The 11671-nt window shown below is 58.4% G+C and carries 8 protein-coding genes and 1 tRNA gene; 3 read left to right on the top strand and 6 right to left on the bottom strand.

Features of this window, described 5'->3' with window-relative positions; genetic code table 11:
- Positions 1-39: 39 nt before the first annotated feature.
- Complete coding sequence (locus L1A08_RS12555) at positions 40-957, bottom strand: alpha/beta hydrolase (RefSeq protein ID WP_238756752.1); 918 nt, start codon at positions 955-957, stop codon at positions 40-42.
- Between the two features lie 418 nt (positions 958-1375).
- Between L1A08_RS12555 and L1A08_RS12550 the strand changes: the two genes are divergently transcribed.
- On the top strand, positions 1376-1930 hold the full coding sequence (locus L1A08_RS12550; protein ID WP_238756751.1) for a hypothetical protein: 555 nt from the start codon (positions 1376-1378) through the stop codon (positions 1928-1930).
- Between the two features lie 68 nt (positions 1931-1998).
- Here the strand turns inward: L1A08_RS12550 and L1A08_RS12545 are convergent, their stop codons facing one another.
- Positions 1999-3402 (bottom strand): DUF1501 domain-containing protein, encoded by a 1404-nt coding sequence (locus L1A08_RS12545; RefSeq protein ID WP_238756750.1) that lies wholly within the window; start codon positions 3400-3402, stop codon positions 1999-2001.
- A gap of 203 nt (positions 3403-3605) precedes the next feature.
- Here L1A08_RS12545 and L1A08_RS12540 point away from each other — a divergent pair.
- Positions 3606-3678, top strand: a tRNA-Ala gene (locus L1A08_RS12540).
- Positions 3679-3833: 155 nt separating this feature from the next.
- Here L1A08_RS12540 and L1A08_RS12535 read toward each other — a convergent pair.
- The gene (locus L1A08_RS12535; protein ID WP_238756749.1) at positions 3834-5513 is read right to left on the bottom strand and encodes a hybrid sensor histidine kinase/response regulator; all 1680 of its coding nucleotides are present in this window, start codon (positions 5511-5513) and stop codon (positions 3834-3836) included.
- 357 nt (positions 5514-5870) lie between these two features.
- On the opposite strand from L1A08_RS12535, the gene L1A08_RS12530 reads away from it, so the two are divergent.
- The gene (locus tag L1A08_RS12530; protein ID WP_238756748.1) at positions 5871-7127 is read left to right on the top strand and encodes a lactonase family protein; all 1257 of its coding nucleotides are present in this window, start codon (positions 5871-5873) and stop codon (positions 7125-7127) included.
- 21 nt (positions 7128-7148) lie between these two features.
- Here the strand turns inward: L1A08_RS12530 and L1A08_RS12525 are convergent, their stop codons facing one another.
- From L1A08_RS12525 to L1A08_RS12515, 3 genes are all read right to left on the bottom strand, one after another.
- Positions 7149-10679 carry a PAS domain S-box protein gene (locus tag L1A08_RS12525; RefSeq protein ID WP_238756747.1) on the bottom strand — a complete coding sequence of 1177 codons (3531 nt, stop codon included), beginning with the start codon at positions 10677-10679 and terminating at the stop codon, positions 7149-7151.
- A 247-nt stretch (positions 10680-10926) separates the two neighbouring features.
- The gene (locus L1A08_RS12520; protein ID WP_238756746.1) at positions 10927-11106 is read right to left on the bottom strand and encodes a hypothetical protein; all 180 of its coding nucleotides are present in this window, start codon (positions 11104-11106) and stop codon (positions 10927-10929) included.
- 15 nt (positions 11107-11121) lie between these two features.
- Positions 11122-11670 (bottom strand): NADAR family protein, encoded by a 549-nt coding sequence (locus L1A08_RS12515; protein WP_238756745.1) that lies wholly within the window; start codon positions 11668-11670, stop codon positions 11122-11124.
- Between the last annotated feature and the right edge of the window lies 1 nt (position 11671).

Here is an 11671-nt window from a genome sequence, read left to right as displayed (position 1 = left end):
GGCACTGACCAGGTCAGTGCCACTTGAGTTGAGACTCGTTTACCGTTGCAGTCTGCTGCGGCGGTCGACCCACTCGTCGTCGAGTTCCAGCAGGAACTTTTCGAGGAAGACTTCAATATGCGGCTCAATCTTCAGATTCTTGCCGAACAACGCCATGCCTCGCAGATTGTAAGGATACGACTCCATCAAAACGCGGTCAGAGGCTCCCCGTCCGCGGATCTGGGAATACAGCTGCTGCGTATCCCCTTTGTCGAGAGTGTCTTCGGCACCCACGCAGAACAGAAACGCGATCGGAAGGGCACCATTTCTCATCATTCGGACTGGCGACGCCGTAGTGAGACCGCGAACCGAGGTTTCCGGCGAGATCAGCACGATCGCCCGCACATCCTGACCGCGAGGCGTCCGCATCGAAGCGACCGGGGCGTCGTCGTAAGGAACCTGTTTCCAGTCGACCATCGCGAAGTTCAACGCAATCACAGCTGACATCTCAGGAGCGACGATTCCCATCTTTCGCATGTTCAGGTTCTGTTCCTGATGCTCCTTGAAGATGAAATCTTTAACCGCATCCATGTCGTAGGCGACCATTCGCTTGTAGTCGTCCGGCTTGAGATCGCCGACGTCGGTCGCTGATCCGCTGGACGTTTCTGCCTTGCTTTCGCCGTGCTTCCGCAGGTCGACGGCGATGACCGCAAAACCTTTGGTCCACAGCTGATTCGCGTAGCCGGCTGTCCAGGCCCGTCGGTCGCCCCCCATGGCGTGCAGCAGCACCACGACCGGCGTGTCCCGATTCCCTTCGTGCTTGTAATAAGTGATTTTGATCGGCCAACCGTCTTTGGCCGTCAGCGTGTGCGTTTCGACCGGATCCTTCTTGGGCTGGGCCTGAAGGGGAGAACTGCTGAGCAGACTCACAGCGGCGACGAGAACGCCGCATACGACGGGAGAAAGGAAGCTTCGCATGGTGTTCCTCATTTCGATCCAGCACAGGCGATGTTCCTCAACCGGATGCGCGACGTTGCATCTGCAGCCGAGGATTCATTTTGATGGGAGAAGATCGGTTGATCGCTGGAGCGAAATTCACCGTGCAGAATGCACAACTTCGCACATATCAACGACCTCAATTCAGTCTACGAACCCCACAGGGCCAGGTCAAACTCCGATCGGCTCCCCTGTCCAAACCGACAGAAGATGGGAATCGAACCGCCCGCTTACCTTCCACAAATTGCCGCAACCTCTTTTCCCTCATAACAGTAGACACGCTGGCCCGGGCTCTGTTTGCGAAAATCTTTCGCTCGAGGAAAACAAAGGCTGTGCGAACATTTTGTTTGTGGATAAACTATTGGGACGTCTAATACCGCTCAACTTTTGGAGGGATGCGATGACTCAACAGGAGAATAATGGTTTCGAAGACGCCCCGAACATGGTGGCGGGTGAAGTCGAATCGGCTCAGCAGATCGACCGGTCGGCTGCCTCGTCGAAACGAAGCCAGATGACCAAGCTGCTGTTCGCGGTTGCTCTTCTCCTGTTCGCCGGCGGCTGGGCATATTCGAACCAGAACGACTTCAAAGCCGCGCTCGGCATGAAGACAGACAAACAGTTTCCGGGATGCACGGCCGGGGGTTCCTGCTGCAGTCATGCCGTGAGCGTCGCCGAAGGCGGTACCGGAGTTTGCTGTCACGAAGAAAAGCTGGCTGCGGAAGCTGCAGAAGAAGCCTGTTGTGCCAACCTGCAGAAATCGGCCATGGCCGCGGCTCTGCTGAAGGGAACCGAGAGCACAAGCGATGAACTCGCTGAGATCGCTCCGAACCCGCCGAGTGCAGAGGACATTGAGGCTGCTAAAATTGAAGCCGCGGAAGAAGAACTGACCGAAGAACCAGCCGAAGCGGCTGCGGAACAGGTCGTGGAAGAAACAACCGAACCCGCCGCAACGTAAGCGGAACCGGGCTCAATAATTCACGAACGCCTCGCTTTTGTAGCGAGGCGTTTTTCTTTTCCGACCATTCAAATCAATTCGCGAATCGATTCCCACTCGGTCGTCGCCTGCATGATCTCCCGGGGGATGTCGGTCAGCAGCCGGAGTTCGCTCGGGTCGATCAGCGACTTCATGATCGTAGCCACGAGATTCTGCAATGTGATCGGCTTTGTCGCCGGCACGCTGCCATCGCGGGACGAGTCGCCAATCACCTGCCCCATCGGCAAACCGCCGCCGGAGAGCATCAGCGGCGCCAGATTGCCCCAGTGATCGCGGCCGCCGTTCTTGTTAATCCGCGGCGTCCGCCCCATCTCGCCGCAGCAGACGAGCAGGATCTTCTCATCGAGTCCACGGCTGTGGATGTCTTCAATCAGCGCGGAAACCGCATGATCGAACGGGCGTCCCATGTAACGCATCCCTTCGACCATGCCGGCGTTGTTCTTGTCGGCGTGCATATCCCAGACGAAGTTCGTCGTCACAGTCACAAAGCCGGCTCCCCGCTCACACAACCGCCGGGCCATCAACAGCAGCTTGCCGAGACTCTGTCCGTTGTCGACATAGTTGTTGTAGTTGTTCCACTTCCGACTGATATTCTCCGGCGTGGCGATCCTGCTCGTGTCGTAACGCTCCACCAGTTTCGGATCTTCCCGGCTCAAATCGAACGCTTCGGCCAGCCCGCCGAGAATGGTATCGAAGGCGAGTTGACGGAGGGGATCCATCGCCGCGTAAACGGCATCGCGATCGTTGTTCCGCCGCAGTTGATCGATTTCGGACAGCAGCGTCCTCCGGTCGTGGAGCCGCCGCATCGGAATCGAAAGCTTCATGTCATTCTGAAGATTCCCGCCCGCTCCCGGAGCAAAAGGCGCCAGCGCCGACGAGTACGATCCGGTTGACTCAAACTTCCCGAATTTCATGGTCGTGGGCTGTGCGTCCGGTGCCACCGCCTGCGGATAGAGCGCGAGATTTCGCGGCATCCCGGTTTCCGGATGATTCGGCCCGGCGACGCGAGCGTACATCGTCCCAAGATTCGCATCGTTTGTCGTCCGATGCACAAGCGGCTTGATATCGTGCCGGCTGTCTCCGGTCGTGAACGAGCGAACGATCGCCATGCGATCTGCCAGCGGAGCCAGCTTTTCGAACGTGCCGCCGAATGTGACCCCCGGTAAGGACGTCTTCACTTCCCCGGTCGCACTGCGAATCTCCATCGGGGCGGTCATCTTCGGGTCGAACGTTTCGAACTGACTCGGCCCGCCATGCATGAACAGAAAGATGACCGACCGGTCCCTCAGCAACGAACCGGTTCCCGCCTTCGCGCCAGCTCGGCACATCTGCTCCAGCGACAGGCCGCCGCAAAGCAGGGAGCCTATGCTTAGAAAATCGCGGCGCGAACATTTGAGGTTCGAGCCGTGTCCAGAATCGAGGATATTCAGCATGGGCCCTTCACCTCGTCCAGCGGCAAGTCCAGTTCCTCAGTGTGAGGACTCAACAACTTTGACTGATGCGTTCGGTTTCGTCCAGCGTTTGCGGCGAAAATCGGAGGAATCCCGAGGCTACGAAAAAAAGAGGTCCATCGATTTGCAATTGTGAGCCGATTGTTCATAATACGGCCCACCGACGCGAGAAGCGTCGTTTTCCCGGGGGATTAGCTCAGCTGGGAGAGCGTTTGGCTGGCAGCCAAAAGGTCAGGGGTTCAAGTCCCCTATCCTCCACTTTTCAGGCACTTTGCGAACTTCGCAACGTGCCTTTTTTCATGGGGTTAACGAACTTGGAATAGCAGGCAGGCTGACGAACACACCGCGGGGGGACCGCATTCCTCAATGCTTGAGCGATCGGACGCGGGTGTCGTTCGCTTTGGGTTCTCTGCTTATTCGCCGTTTTGCATCGGGTGGGCGAGCACGGCTTTGATTTGTTCGATGGCGGGTGGCTTTACAAGATGCAGGTCGAAGCCGGCGGCTTTTGACTTTTCGCGATCTTCGTCCTGTCCGTAGCCGGTCAGGGCAACCAGCTGGATGTTGTCGAAGTCGGGTTCTCTCCGAAGGGCCCGTGCCACTTCGTAGCCGTTCATCTTTGGCAGGCCGATGTCCAGCAGGATGAGATCGGGACGGAATTCCTGCACCGAGGCGACGACTTCGGTCGCCTCGTAAATCGTCTCCACTTCGTGATCACCGAGTCTCGTCAACAAAATGGAAAGCATCTTCGCTGCACTTTGATTGTCGTCGACGACAAGAATGCGGCGGGACTCGCCAGAAGTCGGAGGAACGCTGGTGTCGCTGGCCGGGGCGGGGGGCTTCACGACAGGAAGCCGCACGACGAAGGTGCTTCCGTTTCCTCTCCCGGCGCTGTGAGCCGTGATGCTGCCGCCGTGCATGGTGACAAGTTTCTGCACCAGCGTCAGACCGATTCCCAACCCGCCCTGGGCACGGTCAATCGAACGAGGCGACTGCATAAAGAGGTCGAACACCTGCGACAGCAATTCCTCCTCGATTCCGACGCCCGTGTCCCGAACGCTGACGACGGCCTCCGCGCCATCCTGTTCGACCGTCACCTCAATGCGTCCGCCTGTGTCGGTGTATTTGATGGCGTTGGTCAGCAGATTCTCGATGACCTGGAGGATTCGGACGGGATCGGCATCCAGCCAGACAGGGTGTTCTGGCAGCGAGACATCCAGTTCGTGCCGATGAGTTTCAATCAGCGGTCTCACGGTCTCCAGGGAGCGATTGACCAGAGCAGAAAGCTCGACCGCGTCGCGACGCAGCTCGATTCGTCCCTGCATGATGCGGGACATGTCGAGCAAGTCGTCCACCAGACGGACAAGATGTTCCATCTGCTCCTGCATCACGGCAATCGTGTCGGCCTGATCACTGCCGCTCATGGCGAGAATGTCGAGTCCGCTGCGGATCGGAGCCAGGGGATTGCGGAGTTCATGGGCCAACATGGCCAGGAATTCATCCTTCCGGCGATCGGCATCCGAGAGATGTTTATGCGCGGCTCGGAGCTCTTCATTGGCCTCGCGCAGCTTGCGATTCGACTCCTGGATCTCCTGCGCCCGCTGGAAGACCTCGGCTTCTATCTGTTCCGAATGGAGGCGAAGCTCCTGATAGTCCTTTTCCTGTTCGGCCCGTCGTTTCTTGAGACGGATGAATTCCGTCACGTCCTCCACGCGATGAATGATGTACTCGACGTCTCCATCTGCTCCGAACACCGGAGAATTCCGAGGACTCCAGAAGCGTTCCTCGAACCCGCCTCCCTCGGACTGGGGCCGGGGAATGTCGTACTTCTGAACGGCCATCGTATCGGCGGCTCGAGTCTGGACGACTCGCTGCAGCGAGGAACGCAGGTTGGCGACACCGGTTGCAGTGGGATCCCGGGGATTGTCGGGGAAGACCTCGAAGATGTTCTTGCCCAGGATCGACTCGCGCTCCGTCATTGTCGCCTGGAGGTAAGCGTTGGTTACCGCCACGATCGTGAAATCGCGGGTCAGAACGAGATACAAGCCAGGGGACGACTCAAACAGCTGTTGGAAGTTGGGGGAATGCAGAGCCATGACTTTCTGTTCGCACGTGATCTCTGTTGATCGTCTTCGATGACTTCTCGTCTAAGAGCCTAAGTTGCCACCCTGGCCCTCTCTGTGGCAGCTTCGACGCGTGGCTGCAATTCTAGCAGGAGTTTTATCGATTATCGTCTCACCGCACGTCATCGAGAACAAACGAACAACTGACGTCAATTCCCTTTGAATCGCTCCGCAGTAACTCTTTGATAGCCGCAAATGCGATCTTGGGAATGCCTTTTCCGGCCCTCCACTCAAAAAGTAGCCGTGTGATTTCACGAGGTGGCATTTTCGTGGCCCCGGAGTCAGAATTGAGACGCTCGCCTGCTGCTTGTTCCTCAGGAGTCTCCCACCGTGACCAATCTTCCGCCGTGCCGCCTGCTGTTTCTCGCCCTTTCAATCGCCGTCGGCCTCAGCCCTGGCCTTTCGCAACACGCCTCCGCCGGTGAACCGCCCTTGATGGCTTATGTCGGCACCTTCAGTTCTCCACTGACCGATGTGCTGCCAACGCAGGTTGATCTGCCTCCCGGAAACGGGCGGGGCATTCATCTGTTTCAGGTCGATCGTAAAACCGGGGAACTTTCGCCAGCTGGTGTAGTGCGGATGGGAACGAGCCCGAGTTGTCTGGCCGCTAACGCAGAAGGCACTCGAATTTATTCCGCGAATGAAACCGATCGCTTCGGCGGAACGAAATCGGGCAGTGTGAGTGCCTTCGCCGTTGATCCCGAGGACGGACAACTGACGTTGCTCAACACGGTTGCCTCCGGCGGTGCAGGGCCGACGTATGTGAAGCTGCATCCGTCCGGGAAGCACCTGTTCGTCGCCAACTATTTTGGAGGCACCGTCGCCGTGCTGCCAGTCCTCAAGGATGGCACACTTGGTGAAGCCGTCGATGTCGAAGAGCCGACCGGAAAGATCGGCCCGACGACCTCCGAGAACGCGCCGCCGGGCAGCTTCGCCTTCAGCGGGCACGACCGGACGCACGCCCACATGATCGAAGCCGATCCTTCCGGCAAGTACGTTCTGCACGCCGACCTGGGAGTCGATCGAATCTACCTCTGGAAATTCGATTCTGACAGCGGACAGCTCACGCCGAACGAGCCGGCTTACGTCGCGCTTCCGCCGGGTGACGGACCGCGGCACTTCCACTTTCATCCGAACGGCCGCTGGTTCTATTCAATTCAGGAAGAAGCCTCGACGCTCGTTCTGTTCGACTACGATGCTGAGCAGGGCCGGCTGACGGCGAGGCAGACCATCTCCACGCTTCCGCCGGGCTACGCGGGCAGCAATTTCTGTTCGGAGATTCTGGTCTCAGAAGATGGCCGCTTTGTCTACGCGGGCAACCGTCTGCACGACAGCGTCGGCATCTTCGCCATTGCCGAGGATGGCACCCTGAGCTACGTCGACGAAGAATGGACTCGCGGCAACTACCCGCGCAGTTTCAGCTTCGATCCGACCGGCCGGTTTTTCTACACCCTCAATCAGCGAGCCGACAACCTCGCCACGTTTGCCGTCGACAAGAAAACCGGACGGCTCAACTTCACCGGCGAGTACACTCCCGTGGGCAACCCGTCGATGATGCTGTTTCTGGATCTCGGCGGGAAGAACTGACACCCGGGCCGTGCCGAACGGTTACCCCCGGCGTTCGTCGATCGCCGCGAAGATTTCGTTGAGCGTGGCGGGTTCGGCTGGCTTGGTGAGGTGGTGGTCGAAGCCGGCTTCGCGGGTGCGTTGTTTGTCTTCGTCCTGTCCCCAGCCGGTCAGGGCGACGAGCAGCATGTCCTGACCCCAGGGCTGGTTACGGATGTGTCTTGCGGCTTCGTAGCCGTTCATTCGCGGCATGCCGAGATCCATCAGAATGACATCCGGCAGAAATTCCGCGGCGACATCGATCGCTTCCTGACCATCGCCGGCGAGCTGAATTTCGCTGCCGAGCATCTTGACCACGAGGCTGAGCATTTGAGCGGCCGGCAGGTTGTCATCGACGATCAATACCTTGCGCTTCGTCTCGGTGGTCCTGCTGTTGGACATCCCTTTCCGAATTGTGGGCTGTGCGGCAGACGCTCCCGCCAGAGGCAGACGGACGACGAATTCGCTGCCCTGGTCTTCCCCTTCGCTGTGGACCTCAACGTGTCCGTTATGCATCTCGACCAGTGATTTGACAAGCGTTAATCCGATGCCGAGGCCGGTGTAACCCTTCTCCATCGGCCGCTCGATCTGAGCGAACATCTCAAAGATGCGGTCCCGCATTTCCTGAGGGATGCCGATCCCGTTGTCTTTCACCGAGAGAACGACTTTGTCGTGCCGCTTTTCGGCTCGAAGGTCAATCGTTCCCCCTTCCGGCGTGTACTTGGCGGCGTTGTTGAGAAGATTGGACAGAACCTGCGACAGGCGATGCGGATCGGCGTCGAGCGGCATCGAATCCTCGGGGATGGACAGTGACAGCGTGTGCCCGGCTTCCTTAATAAAGGGAGTGGAGGCCTCGACGGCGCTGGCGACAACGTCCTTGACCTCAACTCGAGCGCGTCTCAGTTCGAGTTTTCCGCGCGTGATTCGTGAAACATCGAGCAGGTCATCGACCAGAGCGATCAGCTGATGCGTCTGCCGCTCCATTGTGGTGCGAATCTCTTCGATTGTTTCCGGGTCATCGGCAAAGACCCGCATCGCTTCGAGTCCCATGCGTATCGGCGCCAGAGGGTTTCGGAGTTCGTGGGCCAGTGTCGCCAGAAATTCGTCTTTCCGACGATCGGCTTCCGAGAGTTGGGCGGCGATCTCGCGCAGACGGGCCTGCGTTTCCTGTTGCTCGGAAATGTCGGTGTTTGTGCCGAACCAGTAACGGATGCCGCCCGATTCGTCGTGCAGCGGATTCACGCGGGTCAGGAACGGGCGGAACTTGCCATCAGCTCCTTTGAGTGGGAAAACCATGTTGAACGGCTGGCCGGTCACCAACGATTCGTTCCAGCGGGCGATGACTTCCGGCAAGACGTCAGGATCGTGAATGGACTGCCAGCCCCAGCCCTGCACCTCTTCGGGCGTCAACCCGGTGTATTCATACCAGGGCTGGTTGTACCAGAAAATATTCCCGTCCGGTTGGGCCATCCACGCCAGGTTTGGAATCGTGTCGGCCATCAGACGAATCTTTTCTTCGCTCTCCCGCAGTCGCTCCTCGGATTCGATGCGTTCTGTCAGATCCAGCATGGAGCCGACCATCCGTCCCGGCTTACCATTCTCGTCGCGGACAATCTGACCGCGATCGCAGACCACGGCATGTGTTCCGTCTTCGCGACGATACCGGTACTCTTCGGTCCAGTACGTTTCTCCACCGTCGATGGCTTCGTGAATGCTGTGCACGACGCGCTCCCGATCCTCGGGGTGGATGTGTTCGTACCACCAGACGGCATCGTTACCGATCTGGTGCGGTTTGTAACCGAAACGCGCCTGCAGCCCTTCATTCCAGGCCACTTCGTTGGTCACGAGATTCCAGTCCCAGATGGCGTCGTTGGCCGCTTGTCCGATCAGTCGATATCGCAATTCGCTCTCAGCGAGCGCGGCTTCGGTCTGCTTCCGGTCAAGATACTGCGCGATCGCTTCGGCCAGCGGTCCGAGGTTGGTCAGCATGGTCTCGGACAACGTTGGCCGGGAGAACATTGCCAGGACGCCCACGACCCGTTCGCCGATGATTAGCGGGTATCCGGCGAAGGCGTTCATGCCCTCCTGTTTCGCCCATTCCGGATTACTGATATTGGGATCATGCGGGACATCATTGGTCAGCAGCGGTTCCCGGTCCCGGGCGATGCGACCAATCTTGAATTCACCGACTTTGACCCGGCCGTGTGGCCCGTCCAGATGTGTGTAGAGCCCGGCACTGGCCTGCAGTTCAAGCACATCGTCGGCTTCGTTGAGTGTCCAGATGCGAACGAACGCCATATTCAGATGCTTGACCAGCGTCATCGCACATCGCTGCAGAACAGTTTGCACAGTATCGGCCGTCGCGAGAGCCGCACTGATATCGGCCCGCATTGACATCAGCCGCGCCTGCTCGGCGAGTTCCTCCTCGGCTTCTCTGCGCTCCGTCACATCCCGGAAGACGAGCACGCAGCCAACGATCAGATCGTCTTTCCGAATCGGAGCCGCACTGTCGTCGATGGGATGCCGTGCTCCGTCTCGAGCAATCAGAATCGTGTGATTCGCCAGGCCGACAATGACCCCTTCCCGCAGCGACCGTTTCGCGGGGTTCTCGACCGTTTCCCCGGTCTCCTCGTTAACGATGCGGAAGACGGTTTCCAGAGGCTGTCCGATGGCCTCGTCGAGCGGCCAGCCGGTTAACTCCTCGGCGACGATATTCATGTTCGTGACCAGACCGTGAGGATCGGTGGCGATGACCGCATCTCCGATGCTCGAGAGCGTCACTCGTAACAATTCGGCCTGTTGTCGCTCCTGCCGCAGATGAGCGAGCTCTGTGAGGAGAATCTGCGTCGTCTCGTCCGAATACGGATCGGGTTCTCTCAGAACGCATTCCGCCAGCGATTCATGGACAGTGAGAAGCTCCTTGATATCGGCTTCTTCCTGAAGTTCCGGATGGACCTTGGTCCAGAAATGGGCCGTGCGTACGAACGCGAGAAACAGCAGAAGGTGCTGATGCGTGTCGCTGTCAAGAACCAGCCGCAAAGCTTCCAGGCAACGGGGGGCCTCTGGCGACTGGAGGAAGACATGCGTGGCGCAGGAGAACACCGCTTCTTCGAGCGGAGAATCCGAGGACGGAAGCTCAGGGAGCAGGTCGATTTCGCGCAGAGCTTCGATCTGCTCCGACAGGAGTTCGCTGCTGGGCAACGGGCGGCGGATCAGTTGCAGAATCTCGTCGAGACTCTCCGGCGACACGAGCCGGTCACCAGATGGCCGACCCAGGCCGATTAGAAAGCCAACATGGCGGGCAATGCAGTACCGGACATCGCAATAACGCGACAGATAAACGAAGAGCCGCTCTTTGAATAGAGACGGCAACGGGTTATCCAGATACCCCGCTTTCGCAAAGCCCCAGAGGTTCTGCACGATGTCCGGGGAATCGGGCGCAAGCCGAAAGAAGTTCGGAAGAACGCCAAAACGATCCAGAACTTCCTCCTCAAGAGGCCTATCAGCAGAGGGCTCATCGGGCTGATAATTCATTCGGCTGTTCGTCCGCCCGCGGTGTCTTCGGTCAGTTCTCTCCGGTCAGGGTCAGATCCGCCTGAAACAGGACAACCGACGCGAGCCCGACTCGCTCTCAAAACGTAAGGAAAAACAGCTGCCTGCGGGACCGATACGCGATTCCCTCCAGCAACGGAGTATAAGATCGACTTCGTCCAGTTTAACGACCGTTCAAAGCAACGCCAGCCTCCGTTTCGTGGGAATTATCGGGGGCGGGTTCCGATGGCTACGTGGGCAGACCAGGTGACGCCACGGCCTGCCATTTCAACGCTTCCAAAGGAGCCGGCGACCGTGAAGGATCCGCCGCTACCACAACGCCGGGATAGAAGAATTGCTGTCCAAACGCCTCGCCAACGGAAAGTCGTTCGAGGGAAACGCGGACCAGATGTGACTGGTTGTTACTCATGACGACCTCGCAGCTTTATTGTTGCAGACTTAGATCATCACGGACTCGCATCAACGCAAAGCCAAGCAGATTGAGTCCCAGCCATTGAAGCGGATCGTGGGCGGCAGCATCGCGAGCCGATAGACCGATTCCCCAGATTCTGTCATGCGGGCTCGCTTCGACCAGTATTCGCGCTCCTGTTCGTAAGAGGAAATCCAGCAATAAAGAGTGTTGGGAGAACTTCGCCCGGTTGGCATCCAGAACAATCTGCTCTCGCGATTGCTCCCAGAGATGCTCATCGAAACCAGAGACTTGTCGTCCGAGCTTTTTCGCGGCTCCGGGATGAGGCGAGTTGAGAATCGACTGCTCCGTGGTTCGATCGTCGAAGAGCCTGGCTTTCGCGGCCATCATGTAGTGTTCCGCGGTCGGGTAAAGGATTCCTTCGACGTTAAATCCAGCGGGATACCACTGGCTCATGCAACTCTCATCGACGACACCGGTCTTTCGCGGCTGGTGGCCCCAGAAGTGCAGAAACTTGTGTCGTTCCCCAGCCAGACATTCATTCTGCAGAGAATCCAGATTCATC

The sequence above is a fragment of the Rubinisphaera margarita genome, assembly GCF_022267515.1.
Lineage (GTDB): Bacteria > Planctomycetota > Planctomycetia > Planctomycetales > Planctomycetaceae > Rubinisphaera > Rubinisphaera margarita.
Note: the sequence above shows the minus strand (reverse complement) of the source record. Positions and strands in the feature narration are given on the sequence as shown.